The organism is Sorangium sp. So ce1153, from assembly GCF_051521595.1.
Taxonomy (GTDB): Bacteria; Myxococcota_A; Polyangia; order Polyangiales; family Polyangiaceae; genus Sorangium.
In genome coordinates this window covers 9,767,711-9,789,737 of sequence record NZ_CP150361.1, presented here as the reverse complement: position 1 = coordinate 9,789,737, position 22,027 = coordinate 9,767,711, and the positions used below count along the sequence as shown (strand labels likewise).

The 22,027-nt window shown below is 71.9% G+C and carries 17 protein-coding genes; 4 read left to right on the top strand and 13 right to left on the bottom strand.

Translation table 11 applies throughout. The features are described from left to right. Positions 1-75: 75 nt before the first annotated feature. Complete coding sequence (locus WME85_RS35225; RefSeq protein ID WP_437827481.1) at positions 76-1,143, top strand: glycosyltransferase family 4 protein; 1,068 nt, start codon at positions 76-78, stop codon at positions 1,141-1,143. Between the two features lie 4 nt (positions 1,144-1,147). On the opposite strand, the gene WME85_RS35220 is transcribed toward WME85_RS35225, so the two are convergent. Beyond that, positions 1,148-1,678, bottom strand: coding sequence for a hypothetical protein (locus WME85_RS35220; protein ID WP_437827480.1), 531 nt, complete (start codon positions 1,676-1,678; stop codon positions 1,148-1,150). A 347-nt stretch (positions 1,679-2,025) separates the two neighbouring features. Further along, a complete protein-coding gene (locus WME85_RS35215) occupies positions 2,026-2,904 on the bottom strand; it encodes a 1-acyl-sn-glycerol-3-phosphate acyltransferase (RefSeq protein WP_437827479.1) in 879 nt (292 codons plus the stop codon). Between the two features lie 315 nt (positions 2,905-3,219). Between WME85_RS35215 and WME85_RS35210 the strand changes: the two genes are divergently transcribed. Then, the gene (locus WME85_RS35210) at positions 3,220-4,698 is read left to right on the top strand and encodes a cytochrome P450 (protein WP_437827478.1); all 1,479 of its coding nucleotides are present in this window, start codon (positions 3,220-3,222) and stop codon (positions 4,696-4,698) included. A 61-nt stretch (positions 4,699-4,759) separates the two neighbouring features. Here the strand turns inward: WME85_RS35210 and tpx are convergent, their stop codons facing one another. The 7 genes from tpx to WME85_RS35175 form a co-directional block, all read right to left on the bottom strand. Next, positions 4,760-5,254, bottom strand: a complete 495-nt coding sequence (gene tpx, locus WME85_RS35205) for a thiol peroxidase (protein WP_437827477.1) — start codon at positions 5,252-5,254, stop codon at positions 4,760-4,762. A gap of 173 nt (positions 5,255-5,427) precedes the next feature. Continuing rightward, on the bottom strand, positions 5,428-5,799 hold the full coding sequence (locus WME85_RS35200) for a hypothetical protein (protein WP_437827476.1): 372 nt from the start codon (positions 5,797-5,799) through the stop codon (positions 5,428-5,430). Positions 5,800-6,304: 505 nt separating this feature from the next. After that, positions 6,305-7,585 carry an SGNH/GDSL hydrolase family protein gene (locus tag WME85_RS35195; protein WP_437827475.1) on the bottom strand — a complete coding sequence of 427 codons (1,281 nt, stop codon included), beginning with the start codon at positions 7,583-7,585 and terminating at the stop codon, positions 6,305-6,307. Between the two features lie 428 nt (positions 7,586-8,013). Further along, entirely contained in the window at positions 8,014-9,612 is a 1,599-nt protein-coding gene (locus tag WME85_RS35190) for a hypothetical protein (protein WP_437827474.1), read from the bottom strand. A 332-nt stretch (positions 9,613-9,944) separates the two neighbouring features. Continuing rightward, positions 9,945-11,279 carry an endo-1,4-beta-glucanase gene (locus WME85_RS35185; protein ID WP_437827473.1) on the bottom strand — a complete coding sequence of 445 codons (1,335 nt, stop codon included), beginning with the start codon at positions 11,277-11,279 and terminating at the stop codon, positions 9,945-9,947. 157 nt (positions 11,280-11,436) lie between these two features. Beyond that, the gene (locus WME85_RS35180; RefSeq protein ID WP_437827472.1) at positions 11,437-11,976 is read right to left on the bottom strand and encodes a hypothetical protein; all 540 of its coding nucleotides are present in this window, start codon (positions 11,974-11,976) and stop codon (positions 11,437-11,439) included. A 45-nt stretch (positions 11,977-12,021) separates the two neighbouring features. Beyond that, a complete protein-coding gene (locus WME85_RS35175; RefSeq protein ID WP_437827471.1) occupies positions 12,022-13,098 on the bottom strand; it encodes a hypothetical protein in 1,077 nt (358 codons plus the stop codon). 500 nt (positions 13,099-13,598) lie between these two features. Here WME85_RS35175 and WME85_RS35170 point away from each other — a divergent pair, with 500 nt between their 5' ends. Beyond that, positions 13,599-15,023, top strand: coding sequence for a peptide MFS transporter (locus WME85_RS35170; RefSeq protein WP_437827470.1), 1,425 nt, complete (start codon positions 13,599-13,601; stop codon positions 15,021-15,023). A 62-nt stretch (positions 15,024-15,085) separates the two neighbouring features. On the opposite strand, the gene speD is transcribed toward WME85_RS35170, so the two are convergent. The 4 genes from speD to WME85_RS35150 form a co-directional block, all read right to left on the bottom strand. After that, a complete protein-coding gene (gene speD / locus WME85_RS35165; RefSeq protein WP_437303415.1) occupies positions 15,086-15,445 on the bottom strand; it encodes an S-adenosylmethionine decarboxylase in 360 nt (119 codons plus the stop codon). A 422-nt stretch (positions 15,446-15,867) separates the two neighbouring features. Beyond that, positions 15,868-16,584, bottom strand: coding sequence for a hypothetical protein (locus WME85_RS35160; protein WP_437827469.1), 717 nt, complete (start codon positions 16,582-16,584; stop codon positions 15,868-15,870). Between the two features lie 198 nt (positions 16,585-16,782). Continuing rightward, positions 16,783-17,247: a PaaI family thioesterase gene (locus WME85_RS35155; protein ID WP_436622108.1), complete on the bottom strand. Its 465-nt coding sequence runs from the start codon at positions 17,245-17,247 to the stop codon at positions 16,783-16,785. Continuing rightward, positions 17,244-20,174, bottom strand: coding sequence for a 2-oxoglutarate dehydrogenase E1 component (locus WME85_RS35150; protein ID WP_437827468.1), 2,931 nt, complete (start codon positions 20,172-20,174; stop codon positions 17,244-17,246). The genes WME85_RS35155 and WME85_RS35150 overlap by 4 nt, the downstream gene beginning before the upstream one ends. 143 nt (positions 20,175-20,317) lie before the next feature. On the opposite strand from WME85_RS35150, the gene WME85_RS35145 reads away from it, so the two are divergent. Further along, the gene (locus tag WME85_RS35145; protein WP_437827467.1) at positions 20,318-21,967 is read left to right on the top strand and encodes a glucose-6-phosphate isomerase; all 1,650 of its coding nucleotides are present in this window, start codon (positions 20,318-20,320) and stop codon (positions 21,965-21,967) included. Positions 21,968-22,027 lie beyond the last annotated feature (60 nt).

Below are 22,027 nucleotides of genomic sequence, written 5' to 3'. Positions count from 1 at the left end.
GCGGCTCCAGGTGCGCGCGCGGGGCCGGGGGGCCGCGCGCGGCTCCGGGCGGGGTCCGTGGTACTGGGCTGACGCATGCGCATCGCCTGGATCGTCTACGGCGCCCTCGACCAGATCACGGGCGGTTACATCTACGATCGGCTCGTCGTCGAGCGGCTGCGCGCGCGGGGCGACGCCGTGGAGGTCGTGTCGCTCGATCCGGCGCCGCTGTCGCGCGCGCTGGCCGGGCTCGCGCTCGCGCGGCGCCTCGCCCGGGTCGACCCCGACGTCGTCGTCGGCGACGAGCTCTGCTTCCCGGAGCTCGGGCCCGCGTTCGCCGCGCTGCCGCGCCGGATCGCGCGCGTGCTCCTCGTGCACCACCTGAGCGCGTGGGAGCTGCCGCCCGGCGGCGCCACGTTGACCCGCGCGGCGCTCGCGCTCCAGGAGACCGCGGCGCTGCGGCTGTGCGACGCGCACCTCGCGACGAGCGCGACGACCGCGGCGCGGCTCCGGCGCGAGCACGGGGTCGAGCGGGTCGACGTGGCGCCGCCGGGCGCGGACCGGCTCCCCCTGCGCCCCCGCGCGGGCGGCGCAGGCCGGCGCGGCGGCGCGCTGCGGCTCACGTTCGTGGGGAGCTTCATCCCGCGCAAGGGCCTGCTCGAGCTCCTCGCCGCGTTCGAGCGGATCGGCAGCCCGCGCGCCACGCTCGCGCTCGTCGGCGACGCGGCGCGCGACCCGGCCTATGCCGGGCGGGTGCGCGCCGCGATCGCCGGCTCCGCCTTCCTGCGGGCGCGCGTCGTGGTCCCCGGCGTGCTCGGCGACGACGCGCTCGCGGACGAGCTCGCGGCGACGGACGCGCTGGTCCTGCCGTCGCTCCTCGAGGGCTACGGCATGGTGCTCACCGAGGCGGTCCGCGCCGGCGTGCCGGTGCTCGCCGCCCGCGCCGGTGCGATCGCCGAGGTGGTCGAGGACGGCGCCGAGGCGCTGCTCTGGGACGACGGCGAGGGCCTCGTGCGGTCGCTCTCCCGCTTCCTCGAGGACGGGGCGCTGCGCGCCAGCATGAGCCGCGCCGCGGTGGCCCGCTCCGCGGCGCTGCCGACGTGGGACGGCGCCGCGACCGCGGTGCGCGCGGCGCTCTCGCGGGCGGCGGGGCCGCGGCGCTGAGCCGTCATTCCTCCCCGCCGGCGGGGGCGCGCAGCACGCAGCGCTTGGCGCGGACGAACGCGTCGAACCGGGCCTCCTGCAGGCCGTCCGCGTCGACCGTCCGGTCCTTCAGGAGGCACGCCTCCACGGAGAGCTCCCCTTCATACGGGTCCTTCTCGCGCGTCGTCTTGTGGTTCAGCTGGCAGACCCCGTTGAGCCCGTCGTCCCCGAGATGGACGGACACATTCCAGGCCTCCTGGGTCACGCCGGGAGATGCGCGGAGGATGATCCCCCAGAAGCCCTTCTTCTCCCGGATGGGGTCGTTGAAGATCATCACCTCGAACTCGTCGTCTTTTATCCCACAATCCGTGTACCAGCTGCGCTGGTGGTCCTCGTCGAAAGCGACCGCTGTCTCCCCGTTATTGCCCGTGTCGAGGAAGAACTGCGTCGCTCCCAGCGTGAGCACGGCTCTGCCAGCGACCAGCGGCGGCTCGAAGTCGCTGCCGCACCCGAGCGATCCGAGCAACAGCGCGGCAGCGAGCGGTGTTCTGAGCATGGGTATCCTCAGTCATGAGGATCCTGCCTGGCCGATCCACAAGTCAATCATCAAATCGACAGCTTTGGCCCTTTTGAAGCGGTAAATAGACCACGTCGGAGGGAATGCTGCAGGCCTGAGGCGGGGTGGAGCTCGCCTCTCGGGTCGTCACGATTTCATGAACCCTCGGAATCGGAGCGAGAATCAGATCAGGGTGTGGCAATTCGATCGCTCTCAAGGGAATGTCTGGTCGCTGCCCATCCATGGAGTTTTCCGGCCCGATGTGCGCTGGACCCATGGCTCCGCCCCTCCACGCCGCCGCCGCCCTCCGGCGCAGCGTCATCCTCCCCACCGCAGGCGGCCGCCGCCTACCTGCCGAGGATCGCCGCCGCCTCGTCCTGGAGCCGCCGCGTGAGCCCCGCGTCGTCGTCCCCCCCGCCCGCGACCGCCGCCGCGTCCCGCGCCTCCCCGAGCCGCACCCGCACCTCGACGTCGTCGAAGCCGGGCAGCGCGATCTGCAGGAGCGGCGCCAGCGTGGTGATCCCGCGGCGCTCGGCCCACCGCGTGATCGGCAGCCGCTTCGCCCGCGCCGAGTGTACCCCCGCGACGACCGCCACCGCGACGCGCCCCCCCGCCGCCGCCGCCGCGCGCAGCAGCGCCCCGGCGCTCGGGTGCCACGCCCCGAGCAGCGCCTCGCCCGCGCCTGCGAACGCCGGATCCGCCTCGATGCGCCCGGCGGGGAAGTGGAGCAGCGCGCCGCCGCCGCGCAGGTGCCGCAGGGCGCGGCGCACGCCGGCGGTCCGCGCCGCGAGCGCGCGCCCGCCGCCGCCCTCGTCGATCGGCACGAAGAGCAGCCGCTGGCTGACCTGGGGCAGCGCGCGCAGGAACCGCCGCTCGGCCGCCACGATCATGAGGTCGCTCCGGCCGAGGGCCGCCATCAGCGCGAGCGCGTCGTAGGCGCCCGGGTGGTTGGACACGACGAGCAGCGCCCCGCGCGGGGGCGGGGCGGCGTCGGCCGTCCAGCGCGCGCCGAACCCGGCGAGCGCCTCCCGCGCCGCCACGTGGATCCCCGCCTCGCCGGTGCGCTGGTCGAAGCGCGCGAGCACGCGCCCGAGCGGCAGCGAGGGGACGGCGAACGCCGCGCGCCCTGCCCGCCGCACCCACGCCGGCGCGCCGCCCAGGCCGAGCGCCGCGACCATCTCCTCGCCGGACAAGCGCGCCAGCTCCCTCTCCAGCGGCCCTGCCATGCCCGCCGTCTCTACCTGCGCCGAGGCCGCCACGCCAGCGCCGTCGCGCGGCCCGGCCGCCCGGTCGCCCGGTCGGCGATGACGCGCGCGGTGGCCATCCGCCCGCGGTCGCGCGCCGTGCGCGCACGGGTCCTCCGCGCGACCGGGCGCGACGTCGCGGCGCCGGTGCCGGACCGCGGCGCAGCGCGGCCCAGCGCGCGGATGCGTGGTTGTTCAGCGAACCTGGCGAGTCCCCTGCTGCGTTGGGGGGTCTGCGTTGGGGGGTCTGCGTTGGGGGGTTTGCGTCGGGGCACGCCGGCTCTGTATGAAGAGAGAATGAAGCCCACCTGCCCAGCTCATGATGAAGCCACCCGCCGCAGCGCCGGGGCTGCGCGTCCGCGGCGGACCTTCGCGGACCTCCCGGGGCCCCGGGGGCTGCCCGTGATCGGCAATCTGCACGAGCTCCACGCCGACCGCTGGCACCTGGAGTTCGAGCGGTGGTGGCGCGCCTTCGGGGACGTGTTCGTCGTGCGGATGGGCCGCCAGCCGATCCTCGTCGTGGCCGAGGGCGAGCTCGTCCGCGACGTGCTTCAGCGCCGCCCCGCGGTGTTCCGGCGGACGCGGGCCATCGAGGACGTGTCGCGCGAGGCGGACATGGTCGGGCTGTTCTCGGCGGACGGCGAGGCGTGGAGGAAGCAGCGGCAGCTCATCAATCCGACGCTCCACGCGCGGCACGTCGAGGGGTTCTTCCCGAGCATCTGCGAGATCACGGGCCGGCTGCGCGATCTGTGGTCGCGCGCGGCCGACGAGCGCGCCGCGCGCGACGTCCTCGGCGATCTCATGCGCTACTCGGTCGACGTCACCTCCACCATCGCGTTCGGCCGCGACCTCAACACGCTCCGCGGCGGGCCCGATGCGCTCCAGGAGCACCTCCAGCGCGTCTTTCTCGGCCTGAACCGAAGGATCCTCGCGCCGCTGCCCTACTGGAGGTACCTCGGCCTGCCCGCCGACCGCGCCTACGATCGCGCCCTGCTCGCGGTGAAGCGGCTCATCCTCGAGCTCGTGGCCGCCGCCCGGCGCGAGCTCGAGGGCGGCGCGGGCGGCGTGGACCGGCCCGCGCGCCCGCGAACGCTGCTGGACCTCATGATCGTGGCGCGCGACGGCGAGAACCCGAGGGCGCACCTCTCGGACGCCGAGGTCTACGCGAACGTCCTCACGATGCTGCTCGCGGGCGAGGACACGACCGCGAACACCCTCGCGTGGATCCTCTATTACCTGGGTTCGCGCCCCGACGTGCAGGCGCGCGCCCGCGAGGAGGCCGACCGCGTGCTCGGCGGCGGGCTGATCCCGACGCTCGAGCAGAGCAAGCGCCTGGAGTACACGGGCGCCGTCACCCAGGAGACGTTGCGCCTGCGCTCCGCGGCGCCGCTGCTCTACCTCGAGGCGAACCACGACACGGTGGTCGGCGACGTGGCGGTGCCCGCCGGCGCCGGCGTCGTGGTGCTCACCCGCGCGACCGGGCGGAAGCCCGAGTACTTCGGCGATCCGGAGTCGTTCCGCCCCGAGCGCTGGCTCGGCGGCGCGCCCCCGACGCTGCCCCACGAGCCGCGGATGGCGCTCGCCTTCGGCAGCGGGCCGCGCGTCTGCCCGGGCCGCTCGTTGGCGCTCCTCGAGTGCGCCGTGACGGTGGGCATGGTGCTCCGGAGCTTCACGGTGCAGCTCGCGGATCACACAGCGCCGGTGCGGGAACGGATGGCGTTCGCGATGCAGCCGGAGGGGCTGCGCATCCGGTTCACGAAGCGCGCGTGCGCGTGAGGCGCGGGCGCCGGCTCACCGCGCGTTCACGCGGGCGCGCGCGCAGGACGTGGGCGCCGGCTCACTGCACCTTGGCGAGGGCCGCGTCGTAGTCGGGCTCCTGCGCGATCTCCGGGACGAGCTCGGCGTGGAGCACCTTGTTCTGCTCGTCGAGCACGAGGACCGAGCGCGCGAGCAGGCCCGCGAGCGGCCCGTCCACCAGCTTGACCCCGTATCTGTCGGCGAAGTCGCCCCGGAACGTCGAGAGGCTCTCCGCGTTCTTGATGCCCTCGGCCCCGCAGAAGCGGGCGTGGGCGAACGGCAGGTCCGCCGAGATGTTGAGCACCGTCACGCCCGGGAGCTTCTCGGCGCGCTCGTGGAACGTGCGCACGGACTTCGCGCAGACCCCGGTATCCACGCTCGGGAAGATGTTGAGGATCTTCTTGCCTGAGTAGGAAGAGAGCTTGCCTTCCGACAGGTCGCTCTTCACGAGCTGGAAATCGGGGGCAGTCGAGCCGACGGCCGGCAGCTCGCCGGCGGTGTGGACGGGGTTTCCCTTGAACTTGGTCTGGGCCATGAACGCATCCTCCTCTGTGAAGCCGCGCTGGTCGTACGCGCGCCGAGGGCGGATGCCAAGCCGATCTGTACAGCGCCGCCGGAGAGAGGCTCGCCTTGGCCGGCCGCGTGGGCGGAGCGCTGTCGGGGGATCTTCCGTGGTCCGCGCGCGAGCGGGGCTCGCGCGCGGGACAATCAGCTCAGGGGCGAGCGGCTCACCAGGGGAAACGGCTCGACCTCGGCGTCGTCGGGGTTCATCGAGTCCCTGCTGTACCCCATCTCCTGTTCGGCCGTCGTGATGATGAAGGGACCCCCGAGCTCCTCGGGATCCACCATGTCTTCATAGTCTTCCGTTGTGTCGCCCTTGCCTGATGTCGCCGAGGCGAGATACTGCTCGGCGATCTGCTCGGCGAACTCGTCCACCACCTCCGTCGGGCCGTCGCCCGGGTCGGGGATGAACGCATCGCGGTCGTCCTTGCGAGACGCGCTCTGGCGCGCTGCCTCCACGAAATCCTGTCCGTGGCTCCTGCTCGTGGCCCGCTGGGAGCCGTCTTGCTTGGTCTGCATCGATGATCTCCTCGCTCGGCGGCGCGCTCCCACGCGTTTTCAGCGTCGCCGCCCGTCCGGTGTTCTGATACCGAGAGATGCACCGCGTGTACCAAGGCTGGATCGCGTGCATGTCACGCGCCCTGGCGAGAGGATCTGATCGGAGTCCGTTCGCCGTGGCGCTTGCGCTGTACCGGACGTGCGTCGGGTGTAGCGCCGTGCCACAGCCGGAGAGACACGCCGGTGCCACGGCGCCCCGGCGCCGCGCCATGATCCCCGGCGCCGCGCGCAGGGCGATGCCGCGGCGCCGCGCCATGATCCCCGGCGCCGCGCGCAGGGCGATGCCGCGGCGCTTCGCCCCGTCGTGCCCCGGACTCGAGCTCCGATGTCGCCGGGCGGCTCTCCGACGGAGCCGTTCGGCACAGGGGTTCGACGGAAGGTCCTCGCAGGAAAACCAGGATGACCTGGGCGCGGGCGCGGGCGGTGCGGCGCAGCAGCGATGCCGCTGCGCCTCGCCGCCGCGCTGCTACCAGCCGAGCTCTTCGCTGATCGCCTCCGAGAGCTGCGCGGCCATCTTCTCGTTCGTCTTCTTGCTCGGGTGGTAGTCGCAGCCGAGCCCATCCTGCTCCCCGTTGTGCTGGGGGAACTCGAGCAAGCGGACCCGATCGTCGCCGCTGGCCGCGCGATCCTCGATCACCTCGCCGATGTAGCTCCGTGCCCTGGTGAGCGCCTCGGCGCCCTCCGGGTACGAGTCGCTGAGCATGGGCCCGATGGTGCAGAAGATGAACGCCTCCGGGTAGTTCTCCCTGACCGTCTCGACGAGGCCCGCGTAGGCGTTCGTGAACGGCGCACGGAACTCGGCGTCGCCCGGGACGTTGATGCTGAAGTCGTTCGTACCCAGGTTGATCACCACGACCTGCGGCACCCAGGACGAGAAGTCCCATGCGGGCTGCGGCTCGTCGGCGATCGTCCGGCCGTAGATCTCCGGCATGGTGTCGGCCACCTCGTCGTCATAGTTCCGGACCACGCCCCTGCCGGACCAGGCGACGATCGTGGTGTCCGCCTCGAGCAGCCTGCCTGTCAGCGCGCTGTAGGCGAGGTAGTTGTTCTCCGTGTCGCTCGTGAAGGGGCAGGTCTCGTCCGCGCCATCGATGCCGTAGCCGGCCGAGATCGAGTCGCCGATCACCTCGATCCGCCGCTCGGGCGCTGCCGGGACGGGCAGGAGCTCCTCGCCTTGCTGCGGCACGAACTCGAGGAACTGCGTCACGCCGACCAGCGCCTCGGTCCGGCGGTGGAGCAGGAGCTCGTGCTCGCCGTCGTCCAGCCCGTCCGCGACCGTGTAGAGCTCCTTCTGGTTGTTGACCTTGAGGACGCCCCTGGGCTCCCCGTCGATCACCACCTGGAAGAAGTTGGACTGCTCCGGGGTCGACGCGTCGTTGAAGCGGGCGCTGAGCGATGTCCCCGAGAAGCGCGTGACGATCGCGCTGCCAGGCCAGGAGAAGCGGGGGCCTTCAGGCTTCGTCGTGTCGAAGCGCCCGATGAAGCGGATGGTGTCGCCCGACGGGTTGCCCCCGCCGGTGCCGCTCGCGGTCGATGTCGTCGCGCCCGCGCCGCCCTCGCCGGCGCCGCCCGCGCCGCCTTCACCAGCGCCGCCGGAGCCCGAGGCGCTGGTCGCGGTCGATGAGCCGCCGCCGGTGCTCGTCGTGGCGCCCGAGTCGTCGTCACCGCAGCCGGTCATCAGCGCCGACGAGGCGATGCAGAGCGCGAAAGCGAGCCTGGGGAGATTGGAATAAGCTTCTGTTCTCATGGCGCGCGAGGATGCTGCAGGTCCGTGGCGCAGACAACGCCAATCTTCGCCTGCGAGCCGGCGAAGACGCCGCGACGCGGGCGTCGGCGTCCGTGCACGCGGCCAAAGCATCTTCCGGGAAACGTCGCTCTCGGACCTTCGGATTCAGCGCATCTTCAACGTGGCACGTGGCACGCGGCGCCCCATTGTCGCTCCGCGGGGCGTGGCCGCGCGCCACGCCGCGCGTCGGGCTCGCCGCTGCGCGAGGCGTCGCCGGTGCTGTGGTCGTCGCTGCAGCGGGAGCGCTCCGGGGGCCGAGGTGGTCGGCGGGGCAGCCGGAGGGTGTGATCGGTGCAGGATGAAAGGGCGCGCGGGGCGGGCGCGTCGCCCCGCGCGGGCTCAGTCGGGAGGCCGTTTCCCGCGCGGCGGCTCGATCGGCGCTGAGCGGTTCAGTTCCAGGTCCGGTTCTGGCGCTGGTGCTCGGAGCGACCGCTGTCGTCTGCCTGGGAGCGATCGCGGTCCTGCGAGGCGCGCACTTCGTCGCGCTCGTGGGTCCGTGTCGAGTACCCCTGCGGCAGCTCATCGCCCATGAAGCGGCCGAACCCCGGCCGTCGCTCCGGCTGGTTGTACAGGTCGTCTCGCCCGGCGCGCTCATGGCCCTGGCCGTGGCCTTCGCGCTCGTCGCTCCGGCCCTGATAGCCGCGGTGCTCGTCCCGACCGCGCTGGTCGCCGCGCTCGTCGCCCCGGCCGTAATGGCCAGGGTTCTGGTGCTCGTCGCCGCCACGATAGCCGTGGTACTGGCTCTCTCCCCGGCCGTAGCCGCGATTCTGGCCCTCGCGGCCCTGGTGCTCGTCCTGCCGCCCGAAGCTGCGGCCCTGGTAGTCCTCGCGTCCCTGCTGGTAGCCGCGGCCCTGGTGCTCGTCCTGCCGCCCGTAGCCGCGGTACTGGCCCTCGCGGCCCTGGTAGTCCTCGCGTCCCTGCTGATAGCCGCGGCCCTGGTGCTCGTCCTGCCGCCCGAAGCTGCGGCCCTGGTAGTCCTCGCGTCCCTGCTGGTAGCCGCGGCCCTGGTGCTCGTCCTGCCGCCCGAAGCTACGGCCCTGGTAGTCCTCGCGGCCCTGCTGGTAGCCGCGGCCCTGGTGCTCGTCCTGCCGTCCGTAGCCGCGGTACTGGCCCTCGCGGCCCTGGTAGTCGTCGCGGCCCTGGTAGCCGCGGCCCTGGCCCTCGTGGCTGCGGCCCGGGTACTCGTCCTGTCGCCCGTAGCCGCGGTACTGGTTCTCGAAGCCCTGGTATTCGTGGCGCCCCTGGCCGCGCTGCTGGCCCTCGTCCTCGCGGCCATAGGTGTCGCGCCCGTAGGAGCCGCGGCCCTGGCCCTCTTCCGGCCCGGTGAACCCGCGGTTCACGTCGCGGCCGTAATAACCGCGGTTCTCTTCGCGTCCTCGCTGCGCCGAGCCGAACCCTCTGCGCTCGTCGTCCGCGCCCCGCCCGGCGAAGTGATTGCCGCGCCCGCCGCTCTGCTCCCAGGAGGGGCTGTCCTGCCCGTAGGCGCGGCTCTCCTCGTGCTCGCGGTAGCCGCGCCCGCCGAAGCCGCCTTGCTCCTGCCCGCGCCCGCCGAAGCCGCCTTGCTCCTGCCCGCGCCCGCCGAAGCCGCCTTGCTCCTGCCCGCGCCCGCCGAAGCCGCCTTGCTCCTGCCCGCGCCCGCCGAAGCCGCCTTGCTCCTGCCCGCGCCCGCCGAAGCTGCCGCGGTAGTCCTGTCCTTGCTGGCCGCCCGCCTGCCACTGGCCCCTGCCTTCGCGCCCCTGCCGGCCAACCTGCGGCTGGCCGTACTGCGGCTCCTGGCCGAGCTCGCCCTGCCGGCTGCCGCCGCTCTGGTTCGCGTAGTTGCCGCGGCTGTACGACCCTCGTTCGAACGCGTCGCGCTCCTCGTCGTGACCGCGGTAGCCGCGCTGGTCGTTGTTCCCGGGAAAGCGCCCGTGCTCTTCCCGGTGACGCGAGTCGTCGCGCGTCCCCTCGTCGCGGAAGTCTCGGTTCTCGTAGCGATCTCTTGCCATGTCGCTCTCCCTCCGGGTGCTGGTGAACAACCCTCGACGGCTCACACAGGCGAGGCACCTCCGTGAGCGGTGGGCTCACTTGCCCAGCAACCGACGTGCCCAGAGGGGACCACAAGGAACCAGAGTGGAAGAGGCGCCCGGCGTCCTGAGCGAGGCCGCCGCCGCGTCAGTCGAGCGCGCCCTCATGGGCCAATGCGCCACACGCTGGGGCAACCTGTCACGCAAGCGCGGCCGATCCCGTCCAGGACGAGATTGCACGCTGAACGACAGATGAGCTCGTGTTGGACGGCAGAATCTGCGGGGCGCCGCGGACAGCGGCGCTCGCCCGGCGGTCAGTACCGCGTCTCGCAGGGGTGCTTGTCGGCGAACGCCTTCACGGCGGTCTTGTTGGACGACCAGCGGAAGTTCGCATCGGTGACCGACCAGGAGAGCGCGCCCGCATACCCGATGTCGTAGAGGTCGCTCACGAACTTGTCGTAGCCCACGTCCATCTCCGACATGTTGACGGGGAACTCGCCCATGACGACCGGCTTGTCCGTGAGGCCGTACTCGGAGAGGGGCTTGTTGTACGGGAAGTAGTCGTTGACCCACCCGTACATGTGGACCTGGTAGAAATCGACGTCGGCGTGGGTCCACGCCTGGCCCCACTTGATCGCGGCGCTGCCGACGCTCACGGGGGCGCCGGTCTCGCCCCTCAGCACGGCGGCCGACTCCTTGGCGAGCGCCTCCATCTGCTGGTGCGTGACGAGATCGAACTTGCTGGCGTCGCCCTCGAACGCCGGGTCGCCGCCGTACAGGCTCGGCCCGGTCATCGCCCACTCGGGCTCGTTGATGACGTCCCAGGCCAGCATGCGGCTCCGGTGCGGGCTCGACGCGACCGCCTGCGCGACGGGCCGGACCACGTTCTCGATCAGCTTGGCGCGCCGGGCCGGGTCCGCGACGAGGGGCCCCATGCTCACGGCCGTCAGGCCGCTCGGCGGATTGTGCGTCGCCTTGTAGAAGCCGTCGAAGGAGAACAGCGTGAACATCACGTTGACCTGCGCCTGATCCGCGAGCTCGAGCGCCGCCAGGATGTCCTGCGTCGAGGTACCCCCGAGCCCGGTCGGATTGCCCTGCCCGTCGAAGGCGATCTGGTCCCCGTAGAAGCGCGGGTAGATCCACCAGCGGATCACGTCCACGCCGCTGGCGCGCATGTCCTGCAGGTCGGCGAGCACCTGGCCCTTCTTGCCCGAGATGCCCGACTGGCTCCACCTGGACTGGCCGCCGAAATCAGCGCCGAAGTCGCGCCAGGCGTAGTTCACGCCGTACATGAAGCGGAGGCGGCAGTCGATCTGGACCCCGCCCTCGAAGGGACAGGCGTCCTCCCCGGCCCCGGCGCAGGTGTCCGGCGTCCCCGTGCCCGTCGTGGCGCCGCTGCCGGCGCCGGTCGTGACGTCGCCGCCGCTGCCGGTCGTCGCGCCGCCGCCGCCGGTGCCGGCGCCGGTCGTGACGCCGCCGCTGCCGGTCGTGACGCCGCCGCTGCCGGCAGGGCCGCCGCTGCTGGCAGAGCCGCCGTCTCCCGTGCCGCCGCCCGCGCCGTCCAGGCCGGCGTCGTCAGACCCGTCGCCACAGCCGATTCCAGCTGCGGAGAGCTGGAGGACCCCGACAAGAAGAAGCCAATTGCGCATGCGCCGAGTATCGCCAGAAACGCGCTGACAGGCCAGCGCGATCTCTTAAGCGGTTCAGTGACTCACCGCGCAACGTTCTGCTCTTGCTACAAGATCCTTGTCAGGGCGGCCTCGAGAGATCAGCTGCTCTCCTCCATGTCTCGCTCCTCACCGTGCCTTACCGGGACGGCCCGCGCGGCCTCGGGTGAATCCCCATGTACGCCGCCGCACTCTTCGCCGCCGGGTCGTCCGGATAGCGCTCGATGAGGTCCTCCGCGAAGCTGCGGGCCTCGCCGATCCGGTCCATGCGCACGAGCGCGCGCACGCGGAGCTGGCCCCGCTCGGCGGCGCGCGGGCTCTCCCCGAGCTCGCGCGACGCCGCGTCGTCGAGCCGGAGCACCTCCGCGGGATCGCTCGTCAGCGCGGCGCGCATACGGTCGATGACGCGGGCTTCGGGATCGTTGTCCGCCGCCGCTTCCGACTCGGGTGCTGCGGCGCTCGCGGGGGCAGGGGTGGGCGGCGGGGTGGGGGGCACCACCGGTGGCTCATCGCGCTCCTGCGGGATGGCCTCTTCGCCCGGCTCCGCGCTCGCGGGCCGAGCCCGCGGGGCGGGGCGCTCGTCGCGACCCAGGACGAGGAAGGCCGCCGCGGCGATCGCGGCGAGGGGCAGGCCGATGATCAGGGCGCGGCGAGTGCCGGACGATCGGTGGGCGTCCACGGCGGCCAACCTAGCGCGCCGGGGCCGCCAGCGGAAGATAGCCCCTCACCGGAAGGCGCCGATGCCGAACGACATGCACGGTTCGCCGTCGCGCGCCGAGAACGCCGCGAACTGCTTCTCCGGCGGGTACATGTACCCGAACAGCGTGCACATCTCGTTGTCCCCGAGGCCGAACGTGAGGGCGTGCCCGGACGTGTTCTTGAACCGGCACGCGTACCGGAGGGAGTCGCCCTCCTCGAGCGCGATCGCCCGCCGGTAGACCTCGATGTCGCTCTCCAGGTCGAACGCGCCGCCCTCGTAGACGCGCGCCTCGCCGCCGCCGTCCGCGCGGACGACGTCCACGTCGAAGGCCTCGGCGTAGCGGTGGGTATGGGGCATCAGAGAGACGATGTTCCCGCCGAACGTCGAGCACGTCGCGCCGACGGTCCGCGTGGCGCGCGGCGGGACGAGGAAGTCATTGACGTTCATGACGAACGGCACGAGCTCCTCGGCGCGCTCCGCGAGCGGCATGGTGAAGAAGTCGTAAGCGAGCTCGACGACCTCGGGCTCGGCCGAGGCGTTGAGCAGGTGGACGCTCGTCGCGATCTCGCGGGACGTATCGAGGGTGAACCCCATCCCCGGCGGGAAGACCAGCGTCTCGTCGCCGACGACCTGGGTGGAGCTCGCGAAGAGCACGTCCGGGATGACCGCCGGCAGCGCGCCAAAGGGGTCGTCGGCGCCCGGGTGGCAATCTGGATACGGGTTCGGACCGAACGCCGGATTGACCGGCTTGGCGATCACGTTGCTGTGGTGCAGCCCGGCCGTCGTGTAGACGCGCGCCGCGTGGACGGTCCTGTTCACGAGGGCAGGGAAGGGCCAGGAGAGGCAGAAGGTCACCTCCTCACCGGGCGAAAGGGTCCGCGGCGGCGCGATGATCCTGAACCCGCTGCGTGGCGGCTCCGGCAGCGCGAGCCGGGTGGGCGGCGCGCCGAAGGCGACGACGTTGTCCCGGTCGATGCGCTCCTCCGGCTCGTACCGGGCGGCGGGATGGACGCACCGCCCGCGATAGAGCTCCTCGCCGGGGGCGCACGCCGCGGGCGGCGAGGGCTCGACTCCGGCGCAGGCGGAGAGGAGCGGAATCAAGACGAGGCACCTCGAACGTGCTCTGTCCCCGAGGACGGAGCGGGTCATTGGATGTTGCATCACAGACCATCTGCGACCGGCGGCGCCTCACCGGAAGCCTCGACTGTCGATCTCCCCATTCCGGGGATGACCTCGCGCGACCAGGGCAGAGCTCGCCATCCCGCCGCGCGCTCGGCACAGCGCGCGGGCCCGGCCCGTCCAGGCGCCGGCGGCGGCCCGCGCCCGCGTCGCCCAGGCGAGCGCCGCGTGGGGCGCGGCGGCGCGAGACGGCGCCGCGCGGCGGGCCTTCTGCCTCGGCGCCGGCCGCCGCGGACGCCGGTGGTCCGCGTGGCCGCCCACGCCGACACCCTGTTCGCCCGGGTCGACGCTGTGCGCAAACAGCGCGTGACGTGAGCGTCGCGGATCGTCTAGCATTGCGCCGACGAGGGGCAGCGTGCCCCACGATCTCCTGCATCGCCCGACGACCACGCAGCGTGGTCCCAGCTCGTGGAGACATAGCATTGAGCGAGCAAGCAACCGAGCCGGCCCTCCCAGTCACCGCTTTCGAGAGGCGCTTCAAGCACCCGCCGGGGCTCGTGATCCTCTTCTTCGCGGAGATGTGGGAGCGCTTTTCCTATTACGGCATGCGCGGCCTCCTCAAGCTGTACATGGCGAACTACCTGTTCGTCGCCGCGCGAGAGGCGTACCAGGGGTGCCGCCAGCACGCGCCGCCGTGCGACCTCGTCCCGGGCAACCCGGACACGGTGTTCGCCTGGGAGTTCATCCGGGGCCTCCTTCCGGCCGCGCCCGCCGAGCAGGCGTCCGTGCTTTACGGCCTTTACACAGGGCTCGTTTACCTCACGCCTTTCTTTGGCGGCATCCTCGCCGACAGGGTGTGGGGCCAGCGCAAGACGGTGGTGATCGGCGGCGCCCTGATGGCCATCGGACACTTCGTCATGGCGTTCGAGAACTCGTTCTTTCTCGCGCTGCTCCTGCTCATCCTCGGCAATGGCGCGTTCAAGCCCAACATCTCGACCCAGGTCGGCAGCCTGTACCCGAAGGGTGATCCGCGCCGCGACGGCGCCTTCACCATCTTCTACATGGGCATCAACCTCGGCGCCTTCATCTGCAACTTCGTCTGCGGCACGCTGGCCGCCGTCTACGGCTGGCACTACGGCTTCGCCGCCGCGGGCGTCGGGATGTGCCTTGGGCTCGTCGTCTACATCATGGGCCAGAAGTACCTCGCCAAGGACAACCTGACCAAGGCGGCGGAGGGCGTCGGCGAGCAGAAGCAGCCGCTCACGAGCGACGAGTGGAAGCGCGTCGGCGCGCTCGTGGCGCTCTGCGCCCTCAACATCGTCTTCTGGGCGGTCTACGAGCAGCAGGGCAACACGATGCAGACCTGGGCCGACGAGAAGACAATGTGGCCGAGCGTCCTCGGGTTCCAGATCCCCTCCACGTGGTTCCAGTCGGTGAACCCGCTCTGCATCATCCTGTTCGCCCCGCTCCTCGACATCTTCTGGCGCTGGCAGGCGAAGCGGGGCTCGGAGCCGACCAGCGTGTCGAAGATGGCGATCGGCTGCACCATCCTCGGGCTCTCGTTCGTCGTGATGATCCTCGGCGCGCAGGCGGTCGGCGACGGCAAGGGCAGCCTGTTCTGGCCGGTCTTCTGCACGCTGCTGCTCACGATCGGCGAGCTCTACCTGTCGCCCATCGGCCTGTCGCTCGTGACCAAGGTCTCGCCGGTGCGGATCGTGTCGATGATGATGGGCATGTGGTTCGTCTCGAGCTTCTTCGGCAACACGCTGAGCGGCTACATCGGCATCTTCTACACGCGCTGGCCGAAGGAGATGTTCTTCCTGCTCCTCACCGTCCTCGGCGTCGGCGCCGGCGCCGCGATGTTCGCGTTCAACAAGCCGCTCCGCCGGGTCATCGGCAGCCACTGAGCCACTGACAGAGACGCGCCGCCCCTCGCGGCGGCGCCCCGGGGAGGGGGCGCGCCGCCGCGTCAGGGCGCCCGCGCGCCGCCGGGGTCGACGATGCGCTCGTCGAGGGTGGCGAGCCGCCCTCCGGGCAGCGCGTCGCCGATGGCGGCCACGGCGCGGCGGACGCTCTCCAGCGTGCTGCACGACGCCACGTCGACGAAGAGCCGCCCCGACTCGGGCCAGGAGTGCAGCGCCACGTGCGACTCGCCCACGACGGCGCACGCGGTGATGCCCTGCGGCGAGAAGGGGACCACCGCCATCTCGAGCAGGGTGAACGGCCCGGCGGCGACGGCCGCCTCGAGCGCCCCGCGGAGCGCGGTGGGGCTGTTCAGGAAGTCGGAGGGACAGCCTTCGAAGAGGGCGAGCGCGATGAACAGCTGCATCGGTGGGCAGGCGCTGGCGGCGATCCGCGCCGCAGGCGGCGGCGTAGGGTAGCCGAGGCCGTGCGTCGCGGGACCGGAATCGGGAGGGCCAGAGGAGGCTGCCCGGGTCCAGGGCGAGGGGCGGCGGTCCGGGGGGATCCGAGCCGAGCGCGCCGGCGGGTGGTTCCGCGCGGCGGGGGCGGGCGGGCGCTCGGCCATCCGCCAAGACGGGGACCGAGAGCTTGCGCATAAGACACCACCCGGCATGTCTCCCTTCGGGCCACGCCAGCTGGGACGTCTCGTCGCGCGCCACACAAGGCGCGCCTGGGACCTCGAGCCTTCTGAAACCTTGTGGCCCCTCGGTCGGTGCTCGCCGCGCCCGCCCGCCCCCGCCGCGCGGAACCACCCGCCGGCGCTCGCGTCTTCTGGAGGGGGGCCCTCGCTCAGCGCCGCGCGACCGGGAAGACCTCGCGCACGCGCTGCCCGCCGACATCGAAGCGCCCCTGGAGCCCCGCGAACACGAAGGTGTTCACGCGCCTCCCTGGCACCTCGCGGGCGCTGATCGACCCCGCGGCGTTCTCCCAGAGGAAGAGGTTGAGCCCGCCGCCGAGCGACGGCCCGAGCGCGACGCTGTCGGACATGCGGACGTCGAGCATCGCCTGGAGGCGCGCGAGCTCGATCCCGTGCGTCACCGTGTCGCTCTCCCGCCCCGGCGCCGCGGTCCACAGGGCCCGGTAACCACCGCCCAGCGAGATCACCGGATCGACGCGCTCGAACGGCGCGAGGTGGAAGCTCGCCTCCGCGCCCACCGTCATGCCGCGCACGTCGGTCCCGCGCTGCTCCGAGCCCCGCGCCATGTACTGCTCGTAGCTCGACGTCAGCCCGAGGCCGACCCCCGGGACCGCACGGTAGCCGAGCGCCACGCCCACGCCCGCGCCAGGGCCCGACAGGTCGCGCAAGCGCCGCTCGCTCCCGATGTCGCCGAACCCCTGCGCGTACCCGACGCTGACCCCGATCTCGAGCGCGTTGCCCGGCGCCCTCAACGGAGAGCGCAGGTAGCTCGGCGGGACCTCGCCCTCGTAGTCCTGCGCGGAGGCGACGCTCGCGCAGAGCACGGCGATCGCCCCCGCGGCGACCGCGACCCCGGTGTTTGCCTTCATTGCGGATTCTCCTCGCTTCGCGGCGTCACGAGGACGGCGGGATCCCGCGATCCACGCCGGGAACGCCGCTCGCCGGGGCGCGAGCATCGCGTGTGCCACGGAGGCGGCGAGCAACGCCTTCCCGGTCGCGGACGGGCCGCCAGCGCCGCGCGCCGGCCAGCATACGCCAGCCGGCGCCTACCAGCGGTGGAACGGCGCCTACCAGCGGTGGAAGGCCGGGTGCCCTTCCTTGACGGCCACGAACGTCCCGCGGCACGTCGCCGTGACCCGGCCACCGGCCTCCAGGGTCGCCTCGACGACGACGCGATCCCCCTCGGTCTCCGCCACCTGCGCCCGCAGGTGAACCGGGCCGAGCGGCGTCGGCTTCTTCAGCTTCACGTGGAAGTCCGCCGTCACCGTGCACGGCGGGGCGTCGGCCCCGCGCGCCTGCATGAGGTGGTAGGCCGCGGTCCAGTTCGAGTGGCAGTCGAGCAGCGCCCCGATGATGCCGCCGTTGAGCATCCCGGGGAACGCCTCGTGGTGCGGCTCCGGCGTGAAGTCGCAGACCACCGCGTCACCCTCGACGCGGCTCTTCAGCCGGAGCCCCCGGTCGTTCGCCGGACCGCACCCGAAGCAGCGATTGTGCGGCGCGTACCTGTCCTGCAGGCTCGCCGCTTCGCTCAAAGCTTGCCCCCGACGAACGCCTCATCCATCAGCATCTTCTGCTCGAGCAGGTGGCTCGCCCGCGAGCCGGTCGCCGGGCTCGAGCTCGGCGCGCGGCTCACGCACGAGAGCGGGAGCCTGTCGCCGATGCGCTGCCGGAGCACCGCGAGGATGTAGTACCAGGACCCGTAGTTGCGCGGCTCCTCCTGCACCCACACGAGCGGCGTGCCGTCCTTGTAGGGCGCGAGCGCCTCGACGATCTCCTCGTTCAGCGGGAACAGCTGCTCGAGCCGCAGGATCGCCACGTCCTTGAGCCCGCGCGTCTCCCGCGCGATCGCGAGGTCGTAGTACACCTTGCCCGAGCAGAGCAGGATCCGCTTCACGTCGGAAGGATCGACCCCGCTCGTGTCGGGCAGCACGCGCTGGAACTTGCCCTCGGCGAGATCCTGGATCGTCGACACGGGCCGGTGCGGCCCCTTCGACGTCGCCGGGACGCGCAGCAGGCTCTTCGGCGTCGCGATGATGAGCGGCTTGCGCCAGGGCCGGTGCACCTGCCGCCTGAGCACGTGGAACAGCTGCGCGGGCGTCGTCAGGTTGCACACCTGGATGTTGTCCTCGGCGCTGTTCTGCAGGCAGCGCTCGATGCGCGCGCTCGAGTGCTCGGGGCCCTGGCCCTCGTAGCCGTGCGGCAGGAAGAGCACGATGCCGCTCAGCCGGTGCCACTTGTCCTCGCTCGACGTGAGGAACTGGTCGACGATGACCTGCGCGCCGTTCAGGAAGTCGCCGAACTGCGCCTCCCAGATGACGAGCCCGTCGGGGTAGTCGAGGCTGTAGCCGAAGTCGAAGCCGAGCACCCCCGCCTCGCTGAGCGGGCTGTTGTACGCCTCGAAGCGCGCCGGCCCCTCGGCCACGCGCGACAGCGGCGCGTAGCGCGCGCCCGTGTCCACGTCGCGCAGCACCGCGTGCCGGTGGCTGAAGGTGCCGCGCTGCACGTCCTGCCCGGAGAGCCGCACCGGCGTCTTCTCCGAGAGCAGCGACGCGTAGGCGAGCATCTCGCCCGTGCCCCAGTCGAACGGCTCGCCGGCGACGAGCCGCTCGTGCCGCTGCTTGAGCGTCGGCAGCACCTTCGGGTGCGCCTTGAAGCCCTCGGGCAGCTCGAGGAGCTTCTCGGACAGCGCGATGAGCTTCTCGGCCGGCACGCTCGTCGGCACGTCGGGCGTCGCCTGGTCGGCGCCGCCGCGGTAGTGCGACCACACGCCGCCCATCGAGTAGAGCACCGGCGCGAAGCCCTTCTGCTTCACCTCGTCGAGCGCGGCGGCGAGCGCCTCGCGGCGCCGCACCACGATCTCCTCGGCCTTCTCCTCGGTGACCTGCCCGAGCTCCATGAGGCGCCGGACGTACACCTGCCGGACCGTCGGCTTCTTGTCGATCGCGGCGTACATCCGCGGCTGCGTGTAGCGCGGCTCGTCGCCCTCGTTGTGGCCGTACCGCCGGTAGCAGTACATGTCGATGACCACGTCCGAGCCGAAGCGCGTGCGGTAGTCGATCGCGAGCTGCGCGACGTGCGCGACCGCCTCCGGGTCCTCGCCGTTCACGTGGAATACGGGGACCTTGAGCATGCGCGTGATGTCGGAGGCGTAGCGGGTCGAGCGCCCCTCCATCGGATCGGTCGTGAACCCGACCTGGTTGTTCACGATGACGTGCACCGTGCCGCTGGTCGTGTAGCCGGGCAGCTTCATCATGTTGAGCGTCTCGGCGACGACGCCCTGCCCGATGAACGCCGCGTCGCCGTGGATGAGCAGCGGCATCACGCGGCGGCGCGCGTCCTCGGTGCCGTCGGCGAGCCGCCGGTCCTGCTTCGCGCGGACGCGCCCCTGCACGACGGGGTTCACGAACTCGAGGTGGCTCGGGTTGAACGTGAGCGTGAGGTGGACGTTGCGCCCGTTCTCGAGCGTCCGATCGGTCGAGTAGCCGAGGTGGTACTTGACGTCGCCGCTGCCGAGGTGGCGCTCCGCGTCCTTGTCCTCGAAGGCCGCGAAGATCTCGCGCAGGCTCTTGTCCATGATGTTCGCGAGGACGTTGAGCCGGCCGCGGTGCGCCATGCCGACCACGATCTCGTCGACCTCGTGCCCGCCCGCGCGCTCGATGATGAGGTCGAGCAGCGGGATGAGGCTCTCGGCGCCCTCGAGCGAGAAGCGCTTCGTCCCCGCCTCGTAGGACTTGTGGATGAACTGCTCGAAGATCTCGGCGTCGGAGAGCTTCGTCAGGATCCGGAGCTGCTTCTGGCGGTCGAGCGTCAGGCGGTTGCGCGTCGACTCCATCTGCTGCTGGAGCCACTGGCGCGCCTCGGGCTCCTCGATGAACGTGAACTCGACGCCGATCGAGCGGCAGTACGTCTCCTCGAGCCGGCGGATGATCTCGCGCAGCGTGAGGACGGGCGGCACGCCGGCGAGGTCGGTCGTCGGGAAGGCCAGGTCGAGGTCCTCGACGCGGAGCCCGAAGTTCGTGAGGTCGAGCTCGGGCGGCGTGGCGGGCGGCAAGCCGAGCGGGTCGACGTGCGCGAAGAGGTGGCCCCGCACGCGGTACGCGTTCACGAGGGCGTAGACGCGCGCCTTGAGCGCCGCCTCCGCGAGCACCTTGAGATCGCGCGACGTCTCGGTCGAGGTCGGGTGCTCGCTCAGCGTCTGGGCGAACGCGGCCTCCAGCGTCTTCGTGGCCTCGCCGTTCGTCTTCTTGCCGTTGCCGTTCCCGGGCGCGGCCGACGGCCGCAGCACCTGGGCCTGCAAGGTCGGCAGCGGGGCCGGAGCGGGCAGCCTGCCGGGCGCGGCGCCGCCGTTCTTGCCCTCGAAGAACGAGCGCCAGCCGGGGTCTACCGACTCCGGGTTCTCGAGGTACTGGGCATAGAGCTCCTCGACGAGCCCTGCATTGATTCCGAAATCAAGCTGCATCGTGGTCGGCGTGCAAATAACGCGTGTCGGGGCGGCACGCTAGAGTCGTTTTCCGATGACTCCGGCGCATGGGGCAGAACATCGCGCGGACAAGGGGTTCGAGCGCCTGGAGAAACGGTAGGGAGAAGCGGTAGAAGGGGGCCATGGATCAAGACCGCGCAACCCGGGGGCCAGGACCGGCGCCCGCCGGCATCCCCTTCGACCGTTTCCGGGACCACCTCTTCCACGACGCAAACCTGGGTCTCTGGCTGGACGTGAGCCGGATCCGCTTCCAGGACGGCTTCTTCGCCGCGATGGAGCCGCGGATGCAGGCCGCGCTCGCCGAGATGGCGGCGCTCGAGGGCGGGAGCATCGCGAACCCCGACGAGGACCGCCGGGTCGGCCATTACTGGCTGCGCGCGCCGGAGCTCGCGCCCGAGGCCGCGCTCCGCGCCGCCATCGAGGCGACGACAGCGCGCATCCTCAGCTTCGCCGCGGACGTCCACGCGGCGCGGGTGCGGCCGGAGCGGGCTGCCCGCTTCCGCAAGGTGCTCGTTGTCGGGATCGGCGGCTCGGCGCTCGGGCCTCAGTTCGTCGCCTCGGCGCTCGGAACGCCGGCTGATCGAATGCAGCCGTATTTCTTCGACAACACGGATCCCGACGGGATCGATCGCACGCTGGACGCGATCGGCGACGACCTCGGCGCGACGCTCGCGGTGATCATCTCCAAGTCGGGCGGAACGAAGGAGACGCGCAACGGGATGCTCGAGCTCGAGGCGGCGTACAGGCGGCTCGGGCTCTCGCTCGGCGCGCACGCTGTCGCGGTGACGGGGGAGGGGAGCGAGCTCGACAAGTTCGCGGTGAAGCACGGCTTCCTGGCCCGCTTTCCGATGTGGGACTGGGTCGGCGGGCGGACGAGCGAGCTCTCGGCGGTCGGCCTGCTGCCGGCGGCGCTCCAGGGGCTGTCGATCACGGAGATGCTGCAGGGGGCGCGCGAGATCGACGAGGTCACGCGCTCGAAGGAGGTGCTCCGGAACCCGGCGGCGCTGCTCGCGCTCGCCTGGTACTCGGCGACGGGCGGCGCGGGCCGGAAGGACATGGTGCTGCTGCCGTACAAGGACCGGCTCGAGCTCTTCTCCCGCTACCTCCAGCAGCTCGTGATGGAGTCGCTCGGCAAGCGGCTCGATCTCCAGGGCAAGGAGGTCTTCCAGGGGATCGCCGTCTACGGCAACAAGGGCTCGACCGATCAGCACGCGTACGTGCAGCAGCTCCGCGACGGGCTCGACAACTTCTTCGTCACGTTCATCGAGGTGCTCCGCGATCGCGCGCCGTCGCGCGGCGCGATCGAGGTCGACCCCGGCGTCACGACGGGCGACTACCTCTCTGGCTTCCTCCAGGGGACGCGCAAGGCGCTGACCGAGAGCGGGCGCGAGTCGATCTCGATCACGATCGAGACGGTCGACGCGCGCGCCGTCGGCATGCTGATCGCGCTCTACGAGCGCGCGGTCGGCCTGTACGCGTCGCTCGTCGGCATCAACGCGTACCACCAGCCCGGGGTCGAGGCCGGCAAGAAGGCGGCGCAGCAGGTGCTGGACCTCCAGGCCCGCGTGCTCGCGGCGCTCGGCGCGGGGCGGCAGTCCGCGGCGCGGGCGCTGTCGCTCGACGAGATCGCGCGCGCGGCGGGCACGGACGACGTCGAGACGGTCTTCTGGATCCTGCGCCACCTCGCGGCGAACCCGGATCGCGGCGTCGTCCGGGAGGTGCCGCAGGGCGGCTCGCCGTTCGACGCGACGTACCGGTCCACGAGGAAGTGAGCCGCACGGCCACCACCGCACGGCGGCGCGGTGGTGGCCATGAGGTGAGGTCGCGGGGTG

Bases quoted from the DNA above. Each gene is read 5' to 3' on its own strand.
- WME85_RS35220 (WP_437827480.1), bottom strand. From the start codon at position 1,678: ATGCTCAGAACACCGCTCGCTGCCGCGCTGTTGCTCGGATCGCTCGGG.
- WME85_RS35200 (WP_437827476.1), bottom strand. From the start codon at position 5,799: ATGCAGACCAAGCAAGACGGCTCCCAGCGGGCCACGAGCAGGAGCCAC.
- tpx (WP_437827477.1), bottom strand. From the start codon at position 5,254: ATGGCCCAGACCAAGTTCAAGGGAAACCCCGTCCACACCGCCGGCGAG.
- WME85_RS35195 (WP_437827475.1), bottom strand. From the start codon at position 7,585: ATGAGAACAGAAGCTTATTCCAATCTCCCCAGGCTCGCTTTCGCGCTC.
- WME85_RS35145 (WP_437827467.1), top strand. From the start codon at position 20,318: ATGGATCAAGACCGCGCAACCCGGGGGCCAGGACCGGCGCCCGCCGGC.
- WME85_RS35185 (WP_437827473.1), bottom strand. From the start codon at position 11,279: ATGCGCAATTGGCTTCTTCTTGTCGGGGTCCTCCAGCTCTCCGCAGCT.
- WME85_RS35215 (WP_437827479.1), bottom strand. From the start codon at position 2,904: ATGGCAGGGCCGCTGGAGAGGGAGCTGGCGCGCTTGTCCGGCGAGGAG.
- speD (WP_437303415.1), bottom strand. From the start codon at position 15,445: ATGCAGCTGTTCATCGCGCTCGCCCTCTTCGAAGGCTGTCCCTCCGAC.
- WME85_RS35225 (WP_437827481.1), top strand. From the start codon at position 76: ATGCGCATCGCCTGGATCGTCTACGGCGCCCTCGACCAGATCACGGGC.
- WME85_RS35210 (WP_437827478.1), top strand. From the start codon at position 3,220: ATGAAGCCCACCTGCCCAGCTCATGATGAAGCCACCCGCCGCAGCGCC.
- WME85_RS35190 (WP_437827474.1), bottom strand. From the start codon at position 9,612: ATGGCAAGAGATCGCTACGAGAACCGAGACTTCCGCGACGAGGGGACG.
- WME85_RS35160 (WP_437827469.1), bottom strand. From the start codon at position 16,584: ATGAAGGCAAACACCGGGGTCGCGGTCGCCGCGGGGGCGATCGCCGTG.
- WME85_RS35150 (WP_437827468.1), bottom strand. From the start codon at position 20,174: ATGCAGCTTGATTTCGGAATCAATGCAGGGCTCGTCGAGGAGCTCTAT.